The 20,060-nt window shown below is 56.6% G+C and carries 18 protein-coding genes; 13 read left to right on the top strand and 5 right to left on the bottom strand.

What is annotated here, in order from left to right:
- Window positions 1-4: 4 nt before the first annotated feature.
- Together kdpA and kdpF are read right to left on the bottom strand one after the other, a co-directional pair.
- On the bottom strand, window positions 5-1,810 hold the full coding sequence (gene kdpA, locus MKZ32_RS07915) for a potassium-transporting ATPase subunit KdpA (protein ID WP_239796786.1): 1,806 nt from the start codon (window positions 1,808-1,810) through the stop codon (window positions 5-7).
- On the bottom strand, window positions 1,811-1,900 hold the full coding sequence (gene kdpF, locus MKZ32_RS07910) for a K(+)-transporting ATPase subunit F (protein WP_173052072.1): 90 nt from the start codon (window positions 1,898-1,900) through the stop codon (window positions 1,811-1,813).
- A gap of 263 nt (window positions 1,901-2,163) precedes the next feature.
- Between kdpF and MKZ32_RS15830 the strand changes: the two genes are divergently transcribed.
- The 11 genes from MKZ32_RS15830 (at window position 2,164) to MKZ32_RS07855 (ending at window position 12,793) form a co-directional block, all read left to right on the top strand.
- Window positions 2,164-2,454: a hypothetical protein gene (locus MKZ32_RS15830; protein WP_478210033.1), complete on the top strand. Its 291-nt coding sequence runs from the start codon at window positions 2,164-2,166 to the stop codon at window positions 2,452-2,454.
- A 463-nt stretch (window positions 2,455-2,917) separates the two neighbouring features.
- Entirely contained in the window at window positions 2,918-3,106 is a 189-nt protein-coding gene (locus MKZ32_RS07900) for a hypothetical protein (protein ID WP_239796785.1), read from the top strand.
- Window positions 3,093-3,344, top strand: coding sequence for a carboxymuconolactone decarboxylase family protein (locus MKZ32_RS07895; protein WP_239796784.1), 252 nt, complete (start codon window positions 3,093-3,095; stop codon window positions 3,342-3,344). The genes MKZ32_RS07900 and MKZ32_RS07895 overlap by 14 nt, the downstream gene beginning before the upstream one ends.
- Before the next feature lie 147 nt (window positions 3,345-3,491).
- Window positions 3,492-4,544, top strand: coding sequence for an NAD(P)-dependent alcohol dehydrogenase (locus MKZ32_RS07890; protein WP_239796783.1), 1,053 nt, complete (start codon window positions 3,492-3,494; stop codon window positions 4,542-4,544).
- Between the two features lie 124 nt (window positions 4,545-4,668).
- The gene (locus MKZ32_RS07885; RefSeq protein ID WP_239796782.1) at window positions 4,669-5,442 is read left to right on the top strand and encodes an SDR family oxidoreductase; all 774 of its coding nucleotides are present in this window, start codon (window positions 4,669-4,671) and stop codon (window positions 5,440-5,442) included.
- A 24-nt stretch (window positions 5,443-5,466) separates the two neighbouring features.
- Entirely contained in the window at window positions 5,467-6,687 is a 1,221-nt protein-coding gene (locus MKZ32_RS07880) for an NAD(P)-dependent alcohol dehydrogenase (RefSeq protein ID WP_239796781.1), read from the top strand.
- Between the two features lie 167 nt (window positions 6,688-6,854).
- A complete protein-coding gene (locus MKZ32_RS15455; RefSeq protein ID WP_275584278.1) occupies window positions 6,855-7,190 on the top strand; it encodes an SDR family NAD(P)-dependent oxidoreductase in 336 nt (111 codons plus the stop codon).
- Window positions 7,187-9,631, top strand: a complete 2,445-nt coding sequence (locus tag MKZ32_RS07870; RefSeq protein ID WP_239796780.1) for an outer membrane protein assembly factor BamB family protein — start codon at window positions 7,187-7,189, stop codon at window positions 9,629-9,631. The genes MKZ32_RS15455 and MKZ32_RS07870 overlap by 4 nt, the downstream gene beginning before the upstream one ends.
- Window positions 9,632-9,652: 21 nt before the next feature.
- Window positions 9,653-10,309 (top strand): metallophosphoesterase family protein, encoded by a 657-nt coding sequence (locus tag MKZ32_RS07865; protein ID WP_239796779.1) that lies wholly within the window; start codon window positions 9,653-9,655, stop codon window positions 10,307-10,309.
- 60 nt (window positions 10,310-10,369) lie between these two features.
- A complete protein-coding gene (locus tag MKZ32_RS07860) occupies window positions 10,370-11,665 on the top strand; it encodes a PQQ-dependent sugar dehydrogenase (RefSeq protein ID WP_239796778.1) in 1,296 nt (431 codons plus the stop codon).
- Window positions 11,666-12,025: 360 nt separating this feature from the next.
- Entirely contained in the window at window positions 12,026-12,793 is a 768-nt protein-coding gene (locus MKZ32_RS07855; RefSeq protein WP_239796777.1) for a glucose 1-dehydrogenase, read from the top strand.
- Window positions 12,794-12,872: 79 nt separating this feature from the next.
- Here the strand turns inward: MKZ32_RS07855 and MKZ32_RS07850 are convergent, their stop codons facing one another.
- The 3 genes from MKZ32_RS07850 to MKZ32_RS07840 form a co-directional block, all read right to left on the bottom strand.
- A complete protein-coding gene (locus tag MKZ32_RS07850) occupies window positions 12,873-13,514 on the bottom strand; it encodes a histidine phosphatase family protein (RefSeq protein ID WP_239796776.1) in 642 nt (213 codons plus the stop codon).
- Window positions 13,515-13,680: 166 nt separating this feature from the next.
- Window positions 13,681-16,050 (bottom strand): phosphoketolase family protein, encoded by a 2,370-nt coding sequence (locus MKZ32_RS07845; protein ID WP_239796775.1) that lies wholly within the window; start codon window positions 16,048-16,050, stop codon window positions 13,681-13,683.
- Between the two features lie 9 nt (window positions 16,051-16,059).
- The gene (locus MKZ32_RS07840) at window positions 16,060-17,259 is read right to left on the bottom strand and encodes an acetate/propionate family kinase (protein WP_239796774.1); all 1,200 of its coding nucleotides are present in this window, start codon (window positions 17,257-17,259) and stop codon (window positions 16,060-16,062) included.
- A gap of 349 nt (window positions 17,260-17,608) precedes the next feature.
- Here MKZ32_RS07840 and MKZ32_RS07835 point away from each other — a divergent pair, with 349 nt between their 5' ends.
- Together MKZ32_RS07835 and MKZ32_RS15450 are read left to right on the top strand one after the other, a co-directional pair.
- Window positions 17,609-17,872: a hypothetical protein gene (locus tag MKZ32_RS07835; RefSeq protein WP_239796773.1), complete on the top strand. Its 264-nt coding sequence runs from the start codon at window positions 17,609-17,611 to the stop codon at window positions 17,870-17,872.
- 382 nt (window positions 17,873-18,254) lie between these two features.
- On the top strand, window positions 18,255-20,036 hold the full coding sequence (locus MKZ32_RS15450) for an SEL1-like repeat protein (protein WP_275584277.1): 1,782 nt from the start codon (window positions 18,255-18,257) through the stop codon (window positions 20,034-20,036).
- Window positions 20,037-20,060 lie beyond the last annotated feature (24 nt).

Genomic DNA, 20,060 nt, shown 5'->3' with positions numbered 1-20,060 from the left:
CTGATTAATGTGCGAAAAGTTGCAGGTGTTCGACAATCGGCCCAAGAGCAAGCGCCGGTACATAGTTCAGGATGCCAACCAACACCACGACGCCGACCAACAATGCAACGAACAAGGGACCATGCGTCGGCATCGTGCCAGCGGTGACTTCAAGGCGTTTCTTCGCTGCCAGCGAACCGGCCACCGCCAGGATCGGCACGATCATTGCAAAGCGGCCGAACCACATTGCGATCACTAGCATGATGTTGTAGAACGGCGTATTGGCCGACAAGCCGGCGAACGCGCTGCCGTTGTTGTTGGCTGCCGAGCTGAATGCATACAGGATTTCCGAAAAGCCATGCGCGCCGGGATTGGCAATGCTGGCCCTGCCGGGGTCGAGTATGACGGCAATCGCGGTACCAGCCAGCACCAGTACCGGTGTCACCAAAATCGCGATCGACGTCATTTTCATCTCGAACGACTGGATTTTCTTGCCGAGATATTCTGGCGTGCGGCCGATCATCAAGCCGGCAATGAACACCGCCAGAATCGCAAAAATCAGCATGCCGTACAAACCGGAACCGACGCCGCCGAATACCACTTCGCCGAACTGCATGAGCACCAAGGGCACCATCCCGCCGAGCGGCATGAAGGAATCATGCATCGCGTTCACCGCGCCACACGAGGCTGCCGTCGTGACCGCAGCGAACAATGCCGATGCGCTAATGCCAAAGCGTGTTTCCTTGCCTTCCATGTTGCCACCTGATTGCAGTGCACTGGCTGCCTGATCGACGCCGAGCGCGTGGAGTGCCGGGTGGGCTTGCTGCTCTGCGATCAGCACGACGACTGTCGTCACCATGAATATCGCCGTCATCGCGCCCAGCACGGCCCACCCTTGCCGTATATCGCCCACCATACGGCCGAACGCAAAGCACATTCCGGCGGGAATCAGGAAAATCGACAACATTTGGAAGAAGTTGGACAGCGCTGTCGGGTTCTCGTAAGGATGTGCCGAGTTGGCATTAAAAAAGCCGCCGCCATTGGTCCCGAGCAACTTGATCGCTTCCTGCGATGCAACCGGACCCATGGCCAGCGTTTGCGTCTTCGCGGTCAAGGTTTCCAGCACCGGATTGCCTTTCGCATCCTTCAGGGGCTGGCCGTCCGGGCCACTCTTGGGTTGCATGTACGTTACCGGATCGAGCAGCGTGACATCCTTGTAGGCAGAAAAATTCTGGATCACGCCTTGCCCCATCAGAAACACGGCAAAGACTATCGACAAAGGCAGCAGCACATACAGCGTCGAGCGGGTAATGTCGATCCAGAAATTGCCGATAGTTTTGACCGAACGCGATGAAAAACCACGAATCAGCGCGAATGCAACCGCCATCCCGGTCGCTGCTGAGAAGAAGTTCTGTCCGGTCAACACCAGCATCTGAGTCAGGTAACTCATTGTGGATTCGCCGCCATACCCCTGCCAATTGGTATTGCTGACAAAGCTGATCGCGGTGTTGAATGCAGAATCCGGGCTGACATTGGCAAGCGCTTGCGGGTTGAGTGGTAGCCAGGCTTGCAAACGCTGCACTGTGTAAACGGCTATGGCGCCCAGTGCGTTGAATACCACCAGCGCTATGGCATAGGTTTTCCAGCTCATCACTGAATCTGCGGTGATGCCAGAGAGTCGATAAATAAAGTTTTCTACTTTGACCATCCAGCCCAGACCGGGGATCGGTGTACCGTTACCGACCTTTGCCAGATAGAGACCCATGGGATAGGCCAGCGCCAGCAACACAGCCAGAAACGCGATGAGCAAAAGGAACGATTGCGTAGTCATTTACAAATCCTCCGCTTTCAATAATGCCACCACCAGATACACCAGCAATCCAGTCGCTACGGCCGCGCCGATAACATAAAACGTGTTCATTGACGTTCCTCCAGCTTGGCGCACCCCACAGCGAACGCACAGGTCACCAGTAGGAACATCACGATTGCACAAATAAAGACAATGTCCATCATCACTCCCGTCCAGGTTATTTTGATGATGAGCATATTAGAGGAAGCGATATAAAAATTATGTAAAGATTTGCCTGTCAGGCATAAAGGAAATGTAAAAATTGATATTGTCCGAGTGCATGCCAAGATAGTGATTTACCGAGCACTTTCCACGCCCGTGGGAACTGAGATCGATTGGCTATAGTGGAGTCCTACAGCTTAAGTAGCGATTTGTTTTGGCATGATATTGCCGCAGGCCAAGCAGGTTCCATTAAATATCTACCGGCGCAGCGTGATGCTCGCCAGCGAAGGTTTCGCCATGTTGGACCACAGTATGGGGTTCAGTCTTGTGCCGTGAAAATCTATGATCGAGCCGCGGCTAGCGCAACAGCTTGCCGCGACGGTGCGTGGCGATGGGGTATCGTAGGTGGTGGAGCGACAGCGCGCATTGACGATCAGTTGGACGGCTTTTCAAGACTGCCATGACATGAAGAGTAGCCTGAATCCATCTCAGCGTCGCTTTGATTCAACTGCGTCAGCCACGCGCAGTAAAACGCTGCATAGCGCTAGGCTTCATTTGGCTTTCATACTGATGGATCGCATAGTTGATATCATATTTTCGTAGTATTTCCCATGAGTAAGATGTCAGCTTTCAGGAAAAATTTACTCAAATTGTGACCTACCGCACATACCCCAAAATGCCACCTCGTTATCCTGTATCGCCCCACTTCTTGCTATAGAGTTCAGATAGCCTCAGTCTCTTTTTTTACTGGAAGTCTCTCTTGACGCGATCTAAGTGGAGCCTATTTGAAGTAATTTTAGGAAGGTATGTTTATGCCATTCGATCTAGACACTCTTGAAAAGATGGCTTACATAGTTTTTCTAATAAATTAAAAAAGTTTTTTCCATTTCAGTCCCTCCCTTTTATTTATCAGCAGGAGTATCAAACATGAACATGCCATCCGATAACAGCCATGAGACGACAGAAGAGCTGTCCGGCTCGGCTTCCGGCCGACGCGATTTCCTGAAGGTAATCAGTACCGTCGCCGTCGGGGCGCTACCTTTTGCGGCAGCGTCGGGGGCAATCCCAGCAGCTGCACAGTCGGTGGAACGGAAAGGAAAGTATGCAAACTCGTAAACTGGGCGGCCTGGAGGTGTCGGAACTGGGCTTTGGTTGTATGAGCATCAGCGGCAACTACGGGCCGCCAGCAGACCGAAAGACCCATCTATTCGGCGATATCTTTGACCGCGACAACCTGGACTGGCCCAGTCGCGAGCTCGCTACGGTGGGCATGCTGTCCGCTCTGCAAGGGGCCGAATCGCAATTGCAAGCGCACATGCGCATTAGTATGAACGTGGGCATCACAGCCGACTAACTGCGCCAACTTACCCAAGTACTGGCGGACCGGGTGGATGCCGATGCTGCGCGGCGCGCAGGCGATGCGCTGGAACGGCATCTCACCAGCAGGGCAGGACCTGAGTAAGTGGGGCGATGAAAGATTACTTATATAAGGAGTACTTTGATGATTGTAGAAGCCTATGGCGCCCACGCGGGCGAGAAACCTCTAGAACCGATGGAAATTATCCGGCGTGCGCCGGGCGCGCACGATGTACAGATCGACATCGCTTATTGTGGCGTGTGCCACTCGGATATTCACCAGGTACGCTCCGAGTGGCCCGGCACACTCTACCCCTGCGTACCGGGACATGAAATTGTTGGCCGCGTTTCCGCCGTCGGTGCGCACGTGGTGGACTTTCAGGTCGATGATCTGGTCGGCATCGGTTGTATCGTTGATAGTTGCCAGAATTGCGAGGAGTGCGATGTTGGCCTTGAAAACTACTGTGACGGCATGGTCGGCACCTACAACGGCCCAACCCCGGACGCGCCCGGCCATACGCTGGGCGGCTACTCACAACAGATCGTCGTGCACGAACGCTACGTGCTGCGCATTCGCCACCCCGAGGCGCAGCTGGCTGCCGTGGCGCCGCTGCTGTGCGCAGGCATCACCACCTACTCACCGCTACGCCACTGGAAGACGGGGCCGGGCAAGAAAGTGGGCATCGTCGGCATCGGTGGACTGGGCCACATAGGCATCAAGCTGGCGCACGCGATGGGCGCGCACGTGGTCGCCTTCACTACGTCCGAATCCAAACGTGAGGCGGCGAAAGCACTGGGCGCGGATGAGGCGGTGGTCTCGCGCAATGCCGACGAAATGGCCGCGCATGCCAAGAGCTTCGATTTCATACTCAATACCGTCGCCGCACCCCATGATCTAGACGCCTTCGTGGTCCTGCTCAAGCGCGATGGGGCCATGACCCTGGTCGGCGCGCCGGCCACGCCGCACCCTTCGCCGAACGTAATGAACCTGATCCTCAAGCGCCGAAGCATCGCCGGCTCGGCGATCGGTGGCATTCCCGAGACGCAGGAGATGCTCGATTTCTGCGCCGAGCGCGGCATTGTGTCGGACATCGAGATGATCCGCGCCGATGAGATCAACGAAGCCTATGAGCGTATGATCAATGGGGACGTGAAATACCGCTTCGTCATCGACAACGCCAGTCTGACGGCGTTGTGACGGAAACAATCATGACGGACACAACAGCGTCAGCGTCATCTGACCCGCTCGGATAGTTCTCCAATAGGCAGGCATGGAGCGCCGTCGAGTCGAGTTGGTTCAATGAGCAAGGAAAGGAAAATAAATGACAATGAACGAGAATGGGTTTTATCAAGGGAAGGTCGCGTTTGTAACCGGAGCAGGAAGCGGCATCGGACGCGCTGCGGCGCTGGCGTTTGCGCGCGAAGGTGCGAGCGTGACGGTTGCCGACGTTTCAGAACTGGGCAGCCAGGAAACGGCGCGCCTGATTGAGGAACAAGGCGGTCGCGCGCTCGCCGTCAAGTGCGATGTGACGCGAACCGAAGACGTGAAGGCGGCTTTGGACAAGACCATCGATGCGTTCGGGCGGCTGGATTTCGCCTTCAACAACGCAGGCGTCGAACAGAGAAACGCAGCGATAGCGGAATTCGAAGAGGACGAGTGGGAGCGTATAGTGAACGTCAATCTTCGTGGCGTCTTTCTTTGCATGAAGTACGAGATCCCGCTGATGCTCAAGCAAGGGGGCGGAGCGATCGTCAACACTTCCTCGGGCGCCGGGGTTATTGGCATCAAAGGCGGGGCCGCATACGCAGCCTCAAAGCATGGCGTGATCGGACTGACCAAGTCGGCGGCTCTCGATTACGCCGGGCAGAACATACGCATCAATGCCGTTGCCCCCGGGTACATCGCGACTCCGATGATGGATCGCTTCACCGGCGGAACCGATGAAGGTTGGGCGCAAGTGGTATCGGAGGAGCCAATCGGACGGGCCGGTCGACCGGAGGAAATAGCGGACGCCGTTATATGGCTGTGTTCGGATGCGGCTTCCTTTGTCGTCGGACATGCCCTGGTGGTCGACGGCGGTCAAACAGTGCAGTAATTACTGAACAAAAAGGAGAAAACAATGAGCAATACAAACGATAAAGATCGAACAAATAAAATGGAAACTGCTGGCCACTCGCGCCGAGGGTTTATGGTATCGGCAGCCACCGCAGTAGCGGGCGTCAGCGCTGCCAACCTTTTGAATTTACAAACCGCGAATGCAGCTATCACAAATAATGTTGTTGCCATTGGAAATGGCCCGTACCCCGTAGAAGGTATGGCCGCTTATTCTCCGGCTGGCCCGCATAGGCCGATGAAGTTTCAACGTCGAACTCTTGGCCCCAAAGACGTTGCTATCAAGATCCACTATTGCGGAGTTTGTCATTCAGACATCCACACGATCCGCGGAGATTGGGGAAAGATCCAATATCCCCAAATTGTTGGTCATGAGCTGGCTGGCGAAGTCGTTGCTGTTGGATCAAGTGCGAGCAAATTCAATGTCGGTGCTCGTGTCGGTGTTGGCACGATGGTGAATTCTTGCCGTGTTTGTACAGAGTGCCAGGCAGGACATGAGAGTTATTGTCTCAACGGAAATACCCAAGCCTATGGTTCAAAAGATAGAGACGGCACGATTACTCAAGGCGGATATTCAACCTTTGTCGTCGTAGACGAAGACTTCGTGATCAATATTCCTGCCGCGATTGACCTGGCTGAAGCAGGCCCGTTGATGTGCGCGGGAATTACCGTTTACTCGCCACTTCTTAGATGGGGAGTCTCTGCTGGCAAGAAGGTCGCTATTGTGGGAATGGGTGGTCTTGGACATTTGGCGGTCAAGATTGCCACCGCACTCGGTGCTGAAGTCACCGTCTTCACGACGTCACCGGACAAGGTCGAAGACGCAAGGCGCTTCGGTGCCAAGGACGTCGTCATAAACAAGGAGGGAGCTGATTTCTCCAGATTTAAACATGCATTCGATTTTGCTCTTGATACCGTTCCCTACAAGCATGATCTCAATCGGTTCATCCCGCTCTTGAAGAGAGATGCGACTTACTGCAGGGTCGGCGTCGGTAATGTCGTCGATTCAAATGAGATCGGTCAGATGAATCTTGTGCTGTATAGAAACTCACTGGCTGGATCGAACACCGGAGGCATCAAGGAAACTCAGGACATGATTGATTTCTGCGCTCTCAACAAGATCAAGCCCGAGATCACAAAAATCTTGATGAACGGAATTGATGATGCTTGGACAAAGGTTATTGAAAAAAAAGCTCGCTACCGCTACGTGATGGATATGAAAGCGTAGGTTGCGATTTTCAAATTGCATGGATACAGATGCGAATCAGCAGAGGATCGTCAGGTCATCGATGAAATCAACGAAGCCTGCGAACGCATGCTCAATGGCGACGTGAAGTATCGATTCGTGATCGACAACGCTTCTTTGAAGCTCTGATCCCAACGGGAGGAACAATCATGAGCATTACCTACAATTTTGCTGGGCAGGTTGCCTTGGTCACTGGTGCGGCTTCCGGCATGGGGCTTGCCACGGCGCGGGCTTTCGCCCATGCAGGGGCGGCCGTCACTTTGGCGAACATCAGCGAGGACGCCCTGCAGAAGGCCGTGGACGAGATCAAGTCGGCCGGCGGCAACGCGATCGGCGTGCTCTGCGACGTATCCGACGAATCCCAGGTGGCAGCCATGGGCGAACTGGGCATAGTGGGCATTCCGGCCGCCATCGCCAACGCCGTCTTCCACGCGACCGGCCGGAGGATCCGCGACCTGCCGATCACGCCGGAGAAACTGCTGTGACGGCGCTCGGCGCTGCGGACAAGCGTTCGAAGAACCGTCCGTCGCCGGGTCCCCGCACCTGGCCCATCCGGATCGCTGCGCTGATCCTGCTTGTCTTCGGCTCAGCACTGGCCGGAGGCGGCGTGATCCTGGCTGCAAGCGGCGGCTCGCTCTACTATCTGATCAGCGGCGTGGCGCTCATCGCCAGCAGCGTCCTACTCTGGCGCGGCGACGCGCGGGGCGTCTGGATGTATGGCGCGATGCTGGTCTGGACCGTTGCCTGGAGCATCTGGGAAGTCGGCTACAGCGGCTGGCAACTCGTGCCGCGGCTCATCGCACCGTTCGTCCTCGCCGCGTTGTTGCTACTGCCATCGGTCAGGCGGCTTCGAACGGACTGGCTTCCACTGTGGCGCGGCCGCGGCTGGGCAGCCTTCGGCGGCGGATTGATCGCCGCGGTCGTGCTGGGTAGCGCCGGTCACACCCTCGGATCGGATGACCCCGAGTTTCCGGCGCTGCGGCGAGGAATGCAGGCGCAGGCTCCGGCCAGGCTGGCCGAACCGCTTGCGAAGATCGACCGCGATGATTGGCAGGCGTATGGCAACGATCAAGGCGGTACGCGCTTCAGCCCACTCGCCCAGATCGACACCTCCAACGTCGCGGGCCTGACGAAGGTCTGGGAGGCCGAGATGACGCCCACCGTGCCCGGCCCGATGAATGCGCTGCAGGTCACGCCCCTCATGATCGGCGACACGCTCTACGCCTGCGACGGCAACAACGGCGTTCACGCGTTCGACGCCGAAACCGGACAGGTCCGCTGGCGCCAGAACGTCTCTGGCGGCGAGCAGCCTTCCGGCAAGCCTTGCCGGGGCGTGGCGTACTACAAGGTTCCCGACGCCAGTGGCGTTTGTGCCGAGCGCATCTTCGCGCCGAGCCACAACCCCACGCTGGTCGCGCTCGACGCAAAGACCGGCCAGCTCTGCCCAGGCTTTGGCAATCAGGGGTCGGTGGACCTGCAATCCGGCATTGCGCCATACCCGCACGGACTTTTCTACGTCAGCTCGGCGCCTCAGGTGATCCGCGGCAAGGTCGTCGTCGGCGGTGGTATTCCGGACGGTCAGTATTGGGGCGGCCCGTCAGGGGTCATCCGTGCATTCGATGCCGTGACTGGCGAGCTGGCCTGGGCCTATGACGCCGGTGCGCCGGAGCGGATCGGTGCGCCGCCGCCAGGCGAGTTCTACACACCGTCTTCTCCCAACAGCTGGGCGCCGATCAGCGCCGATGAAGCGCTCGGCCTGGTCTACCTGCCCATGGGTGGCGCGACGCCCGACGCGTTCGGCGGGCTGCGTCGCCCGTTCGACGACAGCATCGGCAGCGCCGTCATCGCGCTCGATGCGGAAAGCGGCCGAATGCGCTGGCGCTTCCAGACCACCCACCACGACATCTGGGACTACGACGTCGCCTCACAGCCTACGCTGGCCGATGTGCCGACGCCACAGGGTGTGCGGTCCGCTCTGATCCAGCCGACCAAACGCGGCGAGATCTTCGTGCTGGATCGCCGGACCGGCGAGGCGATCAAAACGGTGCGTGAACTGCCAGCGCCGCAGAGCGCTGTCGCCGCGGGCGAGCGACTGGCCAAGACCCAGCCCGAATCCAGCGATCTGCCCGCTTTTCGCGGCGCGCCCCTGCGCGAGAAGGACATGTGGGGCATGACGCCGCTCGACCAGCTTTACTGCCGGATCGAGTTCAGGCGCTCGCTCTACGAAGGCATGTTTACCCCGGTCACGCTGGGAAAAAACATCCTGATCGATCCGGGCTCCATGGGCGGGATCAACTGGAACGGCATTTCTCTCGACGCCGACCGCGGCATCATGATCGTGAACTGGACGCAAGTTCCCGACCGGCTCGAACTGATCACGCGCGAAGAGGCCACGCGCCGCAATTTCAAGATTGCGCCGGGGCTGGATGCGGGCGGCCAGACCGATCAGCCGATGCTTGGCACGCCTTATGGTGCATACCGGGCTCAATTCCTCTCACCGCTGGGAAGCCCGTGCACCGCGCCTCCATGGGGGCTGATCGCCGGCGTTGACCTGGCGAGCGGCAAGGTGCTCTGGTCCAAGCCTTTCGGCACCGGCCGTGACATCGGCCCGCTGAAGTTGGGCGTGCGCACCATGCTCCCCATCACGATCGGCACGCCGACCGCCGGCGGCGCAGTGACGACGCGTGGCGGTCTGGTGTTCATCGGTGGTGCGGCGGAGCACACGTTCCGGGCGCTGGATACCGCCACCGGCAAGGAAGTGTGGAGCCATCGTCTGGCCACCAGTGCCAACGCGACGCCGATAACCTACCGCAGCCCGATCAGCGGGCGCCAGTTTGTCGTGGTCGCCGAAGGCGGCCGACCGGCCTATGGAACGAAGGCGGGCACCAAGCTGGTGGCCTACGCGCTTCCTGCGACAAAGCAGTGAAAGTCGAGGTACCGACGATGAGTGACAGGAACGCTGCGTCCTGCACACCCGGGCTTTGCCGGCCATCGGCACGGTCGACAACAGATTGATGCACTGATGAGCGTGACTTTCGCTATCTTCCGTTCGATCGTGCTGACCGTTGCGGTCGGTTTGTTCCTTCTCGCCACTGGCAGGACGGCGCGCGGACGCGGCTCCGTCCTCGCCTTCTGCATCACGGCGGCACTCGTTCATCTGATCTGGTGGCAGTTGCCCAACATGGATGGGATCGCGGGCAAAGCAGCGGCGTGGTTGGTCAGTGCCTGGGTAGCCGCGCTTGTGATGGCGGTGCTGCTGATCTTGCCGTTCGCACTGTTTCTCGGGGTTCGCCGGCTGATGCTCCGGCAACCGTCCACACGGAAACAGACGGGCGGCCTTGGGGTGTCGCTCGCCTACTTGGGCATAGCGCTGGCGGTCGGTATTGCGGTGAGCTTCAGTAGGGTAGACGGCCCGGTCGTGCGCGAGGAAGTCGTTCACGCCAAGAATCTCCCCGACGGCCTGGATGGACTGAGGATCGCCAACGTCGGTGACGTTCACATCGGCGCTTTTATCAAGCCTTCAGATCTGGCCGAAGCGGTGGACATCGTCAATGCGCGCAACGTGGAGGCGCCGATCGCATCCGCCGCCAATCAACCACATTAGGGAGAGACATCTTATGAATCTGCATAGCCGGCGCCAGCAACTTCATCAGGGAGTAATGCAATGAACCTGCCTATCATCACCAGGCACCGTACCTTGGGCTCGGGGGACGAGATCAAGATGAGTCGAGTCCGAATTCGGGTTTTAGCGTGCGCCATTGCAAGCACGCTTCTCGTCGGCTGTGTTGCCGTTGTTGCTGCAACCCGATCGCCTGCATCGCTTTCCGCCGCATCAGCCGAAGCGCCGAAGCTGACTCGCACAGTCGTAATGACCGGCTTACAGAACCCGTGGGACATCGCCTTCACGTCCGACGGTGTGATGCTGTTCACCGAGAAGTGTCGCGGCGTATCGGCACGCCTCGCTGATGGAAAGACGGTTCGGCTGTTCGGCACCAGCGGATCGGCGCTCGTGGCGCCGGATCTGTTTTGCCAGGGCCAGAGCGGCGTGCACGGAATCGCGATCGATCCAGATTTCGCCAAGGGAACACGCGACATCTATGTGTTCATGGCATCCAGCCTGCGCAAGCCGGGCACCAATCGGGTCGTTCGCCTGACCGTCAACGCCGACTACACGAGTGTAGGAAACCGCACCGATATCATCGAAGACATCGCATATAAGGATGCGGCCAATGGCGCTGGCGGCGCCGGCGCGCATAGCGGCGGGCGCATTCGTTTCGGCCCGGATCGATTCCTGTACGTACCCACCGGCGACAACCACAACGCAACGCTGCCACAAGACTTGAAGCGTCTCGGCGCCAAGGTACTGCGCGTGAACCGTGACGGCACAGCGGCGCCGGGCAACAACACGCCGGCCGGCGGCGATCCACGCATCTTCACGTACGGCCACCGCAACGTGCAGGGCATCACCTTCAGGCCGCAGGGTCAGCCAAACGCCGGCCAACCGTTTACCGCCGAGCACGGCCCGAATCACAGCGATGAAGTCACTGCGTTGGTAGCGGGTGGAAATGCAGGATGGGATCCACAGAATCGGCCGGGATTACGTTGCCCCGACAACTATTGCGGCTACGCGGGCGACCCAACCACGATGCCGATGACCGATAGCCAACGCTTCCCCAACGCGATGCCCCCAAGCTGGGTCTACAACGGCAGCGGTCGCGGCATGGACTCGGCGCTGTTTCTCGACGGCAAACAATGGAGAGCATGGACTGGCCGCTTGCTGGTGAGCTTGATGGGCGGCCAAAGGATTGCCGTGCTTCAACTGGATGCGCGCGGCATGGCGACCAATGATGCGAGCGTCGAGTTGCCTTCAGCGCGAACCCGCACCCTGGTGCAAGGTCCCGACGGCAATCTATACACCGCCAACGACGACGGAGAGATCTGGCGCGTCGTTCCGAACTGATTCTGCGATGCCTGGTCAGACCACTAACACTAACCGCGATTCAACACATAGAAAGTCCAATCATGCTTCGATTTGTTGCGTCAGCCCTTCTTCTTGCCACGACCCTCTCCGCAACCGCGTCGCTCGCGACACACTCGCAATGAAGAAAATTTCCGACATCGGTTTACCTCGCCAGCGACGAGTCGACGTTCTGCACAGGGTCAGAGTTCGTTGCCGACGGCGGCCAGATCGCGAGAGTGCTCCGCTCCTGACAGGACTTTTAAATGAAGCCTGCGAGCGCATGCTCAAAGGCGATGTGAAGTGCCGCTTCGTAATCGACAACGCTTCCTTGAAGCCTTGATTCCAACTAAAGGAAAAATAATGAGCATTACCTACAACTTTACAGGGCAGGTCGCACTGGTCACCGGCGCCGCTTCCGGCATGGGCCTCGATACGGCGCGTGCATTCGCCAAGGCCGGAGCGGCCGTCACGCTGGCGGACGTGAGCGAGGCAGCCTTGCAACGGGCCGTTGACGAAATCACGGCCGCCGGCGGCAAGGCAATGGGTGTGGTCTGCGATGTGTCCGACGAAGCCCAAGTGGCGGCCATGGTGAAGAGCACGGTGGATGCCTTCGGCCGCCTCGACGCCGCATTCAACAACGCCGGCATCCAGATCCCCGCCTCGGAGATTGCAGATCAATCGGCGCAGGACTATGACCGGATCAGTGCCATCAACCAGCGCGGTGTCTGGGCGTGTATGAAGCACGAACTTTTGCAAATGCGAAAGCAAGGCAGCGGCGCGATCGTCAACTGCTCGTCGATTGGCGGGCTGACCGGCCGCGCGCTACTTGCCGCCTATCACGGCTCCAAGCACGGCGTGATCGGCCTGACGCGCAGCGTGGCGCTTGAATACGCTGCGCGCGGCATCCGCGTCAATGCAGTCTGCCCAGGCACGATCGACACGCCGATGGTGTCGGACATGCTGGACAGTGGAATGCTGGCGATGGACGATCTCCTGCGCGACCTGCCGATGCGCCGCCTGGGGCGAGCCGAGGAGATCGCCGACGCCGTGCTCTGGCTATGCAGTCCTGGTTCGACTTTCGTGACTGGGCAAGCACTGGCCGTGGATGGCGGATTTACCGTGCAGTGATTGCCGGGAGCACGAATCAGTTGGCAGAGGATAATTCCTCCCTTATTTTCCAATCTTTCAAGAGTTCGCTGTCTCGTCGTCATGGTGCCGCTAGCGGGATGGGAAGGCACTGGGTTGATATTTCGTGAGAGACCGCATTCCATAATGCGATAACCGGCACACCTGGGTGGTGGGGGTCGAAGGCAAAAATGCTGAGCGACGCTGTGCCGAGCTTGAAATGCTGCGCTTCGACCACCGCTAATCCGATCCACCTTGCGGCCAGGACGGCCCCGACATGGCCGTGCGAAAAGAGTGCGATATTTCCGTCCAGCTTGCGCAGACGGGCAATGAGCCGGTCAACACGATCGGAAACTTGTTCGGGAATTTCACCCCGAGGACAACCGTCCCGATAAATATTCCAGTCTGGCCGCTCCTTGTGGATATCCACAGAACGCTGTCCTTCGTAATCGCCATAGTCCCATTCAGCAAGATCAGTTTCTATTTCCGGGACTTTATCCAGACCGACCAACTCACAGGTTTGCAGTGCGCGCTTGAGCGGACTGGTCAGCACATGTGCAAACGGGATGTCTCGGAGGCGCTTGCCAAGTTCACGCGCCTCATTCTCTCCGTTCTGGGTCAACGGAATATCCGTGCGACCAGTGTGCCGACCGGAGAGTGACCACTCGGTTTCTCCGTGCCGAATGAGGTACACGCGCAGGGAGTTTGGTGTATTAGTTTTCATGCGCCTGCACAACCAACACCCGATAGACGTGCCGCACCTCCTCGGTTTGGGGAATCCTCAACCTGGCAAATCATTTATTGCAGCTTGAGCAACTATCATCCATTGCCAAGCAGTCCATTGTCGCTGGCGACCAGCGTCCTCCCGGCCTCTATAAGTGCTTGCGTATTCATTTGGGGCTGCTCCACTTCCAGTTCCGGATTTCCGGCATGTCCTGCCCGTGCTTGTCAATATATTGCTTGTGCTCGATCAGCTTACCTTTGAGCTGCTGTTTCAGGTAAATACCCCTGTCGCCGGTCTGAGGCAGGCGGTCGATGGTGTCCATCACGAGGTGGAAGCGGTCCAGATCATTTAACACCGTCATGTCGAAGGGTGTGGTGATGGTGCCCTCTTCCTTGTAACCGCGGACATGGATGTTGTCATGGTTAGTGCGGCGGTAGGTCAGCCGGTGAATCAACCACGGATATGCATGGAAGGCGAAGATGACAGGCTTGTCCTTGGTGAAAAGCTCGTCAAAATCCATATCACTCAAACCGTGCGGATGCTCTGATGGTGGCTGCAACTTCATGAGGTCAACGACGTTAACTACCCGGATTTTGAGGTCGGGCAGATGCTCTCGAAGGATGGAAACGGCAGCGAGCGTTTCTAGCGTGGGCACGTCACCACAGCAAGCCATGACAACGTCTGGCGCGACGCACTGGTCGTTGCTGGCCCACTGCCAGATGCCGATGCCCTCGGTGCAGTGCTTGACGGCGGCGTCCATTGCCAGCCACTGCGGCGCCGGGTGTTTGCCAGCGATCACGACGTTTACATAATGACGGCTGCGCAGGCAGTGGTCCATCACCGACAGCAGGCAGTTTGCATCCGGCGGAAAGTAAACACGCACGATCTCGGCTTTCTTGTTAACCACGTGATCGATGAAGCCGGGATCCTGGTGGGTGAAGCCGTTGTGATCCTGCCGCCAGACGTGAGATGCCAGAAGATAGTTCAACGAGGCGATTTTGCGCCGCCACGGTAGCTCTGCTGTAACTTTCAGCCACTTGGCGTGCTGGTTGAACATCGAACCTATAATGTGGATAAACGCCTCATAGGAGTTGAAGACGCCGTGCCGTCCGGTGAGCAGGTAGCCCTCGAGCCAGCCCTGGCATTGATGCTCGCTGAGCATCGAGTCGAGCACCCGTCCGTCCGGCGCCAGAAACTCGTCGTTCGGCTGAGTCGCGGCGTCCCATTGCCGGTTAGTCACTTCGAAGACAGCTCCGAGGCCGTTAGAGAGCGTCTCGTCAGGTCCGAAGAGCCGAAAGTTCCGCTGCTCACTATTGAGCTTCACCACGTCACGGAGGAAAGGCCCTAGCACACGCGTGTCACCTACACCGTGCACACCCGGCATGGGCACGTCGGCTGCATAATCGCGGAAGTTCGGCATCCGCAGATCCCGCAGCAGCATGCCGCCGTTGGCGTGAGAATTGGCGCCCATGCGTCCATGACCCTTGGGCGCGAGCTCGGCCAATTCCGCCTTCAAGCGGCCTCGCTCATCGAAGAGCTCCTCCGGTCGGTAGCTTCTCAGCCAAGCATCGAGCAGCCCGAGGTGCTCGGGATGGGCCCGTGGGTGGAGCGGAACCTGATGCGCCCGAAAGGTGCCTTCCACCTGCAAACCATCAACTACTTTAGGGCCAGTCCAGCCCTTGGGTGAATTGAGGATGATCATCGGCCAGCGCGGACGGCTAAGGTTGCCGCGAACGCGGGCGTCCTCTTGGATTGCCTTGATGTGTTCGACGGCGGTGTCGAGCGCCCTGGCCATCGCCTCGTGCATCAGCTCCGGCTCGTCTCCCTCGACGAACACTGGCGTCCACCCATACCCGCGGAACAACTGTTCCAACTCTTCACGTGTGATGCGGGCGAGGATAGTCGGGTTGGAAATCTTGTAGCCGTTGAGATGCAGGATCGGTAACACCGCACCGTCGGTGGCCGGATCAAGGAACTTGTTTGAATGCCACGCCGTGGCTAGCGGTCCGGTTTCCGCCTCGCCATCGCCTACGACGCAGGCGACGACCAGATCCGGATTATCGAACACCGCCCCGAATGAATGGCTGAGCGAATAACCCAACTCGCCACCTTCGTGGATCGAGCCCGGGCATTCCGGAGATACATGGCTGGGAATACCACCGGGAAATGAAAACTGAAGAAAGAGCTTCCGCAACCCGGCCTCATCCTGACTAATATTGGGATAAATCTCGCTGTACGTACCCTCGAGATACGTGTTGCCCACGATAGCCGGGCCGCCGTGCCCGGGACCCGATACATAGATCATGTCAAGGTCGTATTTCTTGATGACGCGGTTCAAGTGCACATAAATGAAGTTCTGCCCGGGAGTTGTGCCCCAGTGTCCCAGCAGCATATGCTTCACATCCGCGAGCGTCAGCGGCCGTTTCAACAGGGGATTGTCGTAAAGATAAATCTGTCCTACCGACAGATAGTTGGCGGCGCGCCAGTAGGCATCCATCTTGTGGAGTAATTCAGACGTGAGTGTATTGATTTTCATGATATAAATTTACCGAATTGAAGTGAGATCGATAACCTGAGTGACAGACCTGGCGATCATGAGTGCCTCGTCGGTGCGGATAATTCGTACCTTGACGCGACCCGCATCCGAGGAAATTAGTTGTGCATGCTCCGCATTGCGTTTCCGATTTAGTTCGATGCCGAGAAAGCCGAGCCCGTCGCAGATCCGGGAGCGGATCTGCGACGCATTTTCGCCAATTCCTCCTGCGAAAACGAGCGTGTCCAATCCACCGAGCGCCGCGGTGAAGGAGCCGATCCATTTTTTTGCCTGATAGCAAAAAAGTGCCAAAGCTTCCGCCGCCCGGACGTCAGTGGCTTCTTGCTCAAGCAAGTCTCGAATATCGGAACTGATCTCCGACACCCCGAGCAGCCCGGACTCGTGGTTCACCATTTGATGAAATTGCGCCGCGGTCATTCGCTCAGTGTGCGCCAGGTAGCTCACCAGTCCCGGGTCCAGATCGCCGGAGCGGGTGCTCATGGGAAATCCTGCCGTCGGCGTGAACCCCATGCTGGTGTCTACACTTTTGCCGTCGCGCACAGCGGCCATGCTTGCACCGTTTCCGAGGTGCGCAAGGATCACTCGGCCAGTCGTTGCAGCCGGGTCACCGAGTCGCGCGAGTTCTTCCATGAGATAGGCGTAAGACAAACCGTGGAAACCGTAACGTTGAACTCCTTTCGCCTCGTAGCGGCGTGGGATGGGAAGCAGCTTAGCCACGCGCGGCATGTCGCAATGAAACGCCGTATCGAAGCAGGCCAATTGTGGTAGCTTCGGATAACGCTGACGAAACGCCTCGATCAGTTCGATCTCGCAGGGAAGATGATCCGGGTCATATGGCCTGATGGAATGCAGTTCATCCAATAGATCTTTCGTTACTAACTCGGGCATAGTGTGTTTCATACCATGAACCACCCGGTGTCCGATCGCTCGAACCCATTCGAAACTATTCTGTTCTTCGAGCCAATCAATCAGGAAATTAGCCGCCGATTTGTGATCGGAGGTGGCGAAGTGTCTGCTGTCCCGATGATTTGTGGTCGGGTAATTGAATGTCAGATTGGTCCCGCTCAAACCGATGCGATCTATACTTCCATAAAGTTCTCGCTCCAGTGTTTTGCCAAACTGGTACAGCGCGAATTTGATGCTTGATGAGCCGCCATTGATCGTCAGGATGCATGGGTTAAGTGGCTTCATAGATGACTCTTTCTTCACTCTGTAAAAGGATCTCTATTCGCAAGTGTTGTTCAGTGTATTCGCGTACGGGGCGATTGGCGGAAAAACGCGGGATCCATCGCGCTATGTGTTTTTGTTCCGAGGTCGCTGGCCGCCCCCAACGCAATTTTTTAGTATTCGGGTTACGAGCTTTTACGTACTGTTGAATTATCCATTACACACAGAATGTTGTATGTTCGGTAAAGCACGCTTTGGGATCTGGAGCTTGCGGCGCGAGAATCTGCCTCTTGTTATGCCTGTCATGTTCCGGTAAGGTTATAAGTCCATGATTAATCCTGTGCATAAGCTCAACAACCTGAGGAGACCGTCAATGAAGAAGATCGTGATTGTTGCTGTATTGGGTACGTTTGCCGTCAACCTAACTTTCGCTGCTGGCAGCAGCTGCGATGCCAAGGCTGCCGAAAAGAAACTGGCTGGTGCTGCCAAGAACAGTTTCTTGAAAAAGTGTAACAAGGATCTTGCACTTACCGCATATGGCATTCAAGCCACCGAGAAAAAATTGGCCGGCGCAGCTAAGAACAGCTTTTTGAAAAATGTGAAAAAGACACTGCCGTCAAATAATTTAAGGGCATAAAGCACAAAAGGGCTGCAAACTTAGCAGTCCCTTTGCAATTTTGCATTTCTATTTCATCTATAAAATCTGAAGATACCTAATCTTCAGTTACCTTCACAACTCGCTGTGATTTCATGCACCCATCAAACAATCATCAGAGCCAACAGTTACTTAAGTTCCAAAAAATAGCGTCTGGTTATCACGGCCAATTAATGTCGATGGCTGTATGTACGCAAATATTTTATGATTAGGAAGTCTTGCAGCGTGCTACGCACAAACCAATACGCATACTATGTTTTATTGCCATCATTAGCCCTCCTTGGTTCTGTATTGACGTTACTTGCATAAGACCTCATGCCCCCTGATCTAAGCCACCATTCGCTATTGCACAATGAGGTGACCAATGAAACAACTGCTGTTCTGTATATTTACTGCGCTACTGTTGAATGTTGGTACAGCGTGGACGTCTCCATTCGAAGATGGCTTGGCTGCGTATAAGCGCGGTGACTACATAAAAGCAGTGAAGTGGTACCGTCTAGCTGCAACACATGGAAATGCGGAAGCGCAGTTTAATCTTGGCTATATGTATGACAAAGGGAAAGGTGTTTCGCAGGACTACGCAGAAGCAATTAAATGGTATCGATTAGCAGCAGCACAGGGGAATGCGAATGCGGAATACGATCTCGGCTTGATGTATGAGAACGGGACAGGTATTTCTCAGGATTACGCAGAAGCAGTGAAATGGTATCGCCTAGCTGCAGCGCATGGAGATGCGAGGGCGCAAATAAATCTCGGTCATCGGTATAAAAACGGACAAGGTGTTGCGCAGGACTATGCAGATGCCGTGAAGTGGTACCGTTTGGCTGCAGCGCAGGGGAACGCAGAGGCACAATATAATCTCGGCTTGAACTATGCCAACGGGCAAGGCGTTGCGCAAGATTACACAGAAACATTCAAATGGTGGCGTCTAGCAGCGGCGCAGGGGGATGCGCTGGCGCAATACAACCTTGGCGTGATGTATGACGAAGGGCGAGGCGTCCCGCAAGAATATGCTGAAGCAGTCAGGTGGTATCGCTTAGCAGCAGCACAGGAAAATGTGAATGCGCAATTCAATCTTGGTTTGAAGTATGCCAATGGGCAAGGTACCGCACAGGACTACGCAGAAGCAGTGAAATGGTATCGTTTAGCTGCAGCACAAGGGAATGCGAATGCTCAATACGAGCTTGGTTTGAAATATGCAAATGGGCAAGGTGTTGCACAGGACTATGTAGATGCCGTGAAGTGGTACCGTCTAGCTGCAGCGCAGGGGAACGCGAATGCACAATTCAATCTTGGCTATTTGTATGACAAAGGGAAAGACGTTGTTCAGGACTACGCAGAAGCAGTGAAATGGTATCGCCTGGCTGCAGCACAAGGAAATGCGAATGCGCAATACAATCTGGGCTTGAAGTATATCAACGGCCAAGGTCTTGGGCAGGATTATACGGAAGCATTCAAGTGGTGGCGCCTAGCAGCAGCACAAGGGCAAGCAGAGGCACAATTCAACCTCGGCGTGAGCTATATGAAAGGACAAGGTGTCCCGCAAGACTACGCTGAAGCTGTCAGGTGGTATCGGTTAGCCGCAGCCCAAGGTAATGCAAATGCGCAAAACAACCTCGGTTTGATGTATTACAGTGGGCAAAGCGTCCCACAAGACTACCTTGAAGCTGCCAAGTGGTATCGTCTGGCTGCAGCGCAGGGTGATAATCTGGCGCAATTCAATCTTGGCTATATGTATGATAAAGGACAAGGCGTTGCGCAGGACTCTACACAAGCAGTCAAGTGGTGGCGTTTAGCAGCAGTCCAAGGACAAGCGGAAGCGCAATTCAACCTCGGCGTGAGTTATAAGGTAGGGCAAGGCGTCCCGCAAGATTACGCTGAAGCAGGAAGATGGTATCGCTTAGCAGCAGTGCAAGAAAATGCGCATGCGCAATACAATCTAGGCGAAATGTATGAGGAAGGAAAAGGGGTTGCCCTGGATTATGTTCGTGCACACATGTGGTTCAATCTTAGTGCAGCGTTGGGATATGGGGATGCCGTGAAGAGTCGCGACATCGTTTCAAAGCAAATGACATTACAACAAATCGCAAAAGCACAGAAGATGGCAAATGATTGCCAGCAGAAAAACTTTAAAGTATGCGACTGAATGTCATCTCAGTCCGGTGCAGTC

The organism is Candidatus Nitrotoga arctica, from assembly GCF_918378365.1.
Lineage (GTDB): Bacteria > Pseudomonadota > Gammaproteobacteria > Burkholderiales > Gallionellaceae > Nitrotoga > Nitrotoga arctica.
Note: the sequence above shows the minus strand (reverse complement) of the source record. Positions and strands in the feature narration are given on the sequence as shown.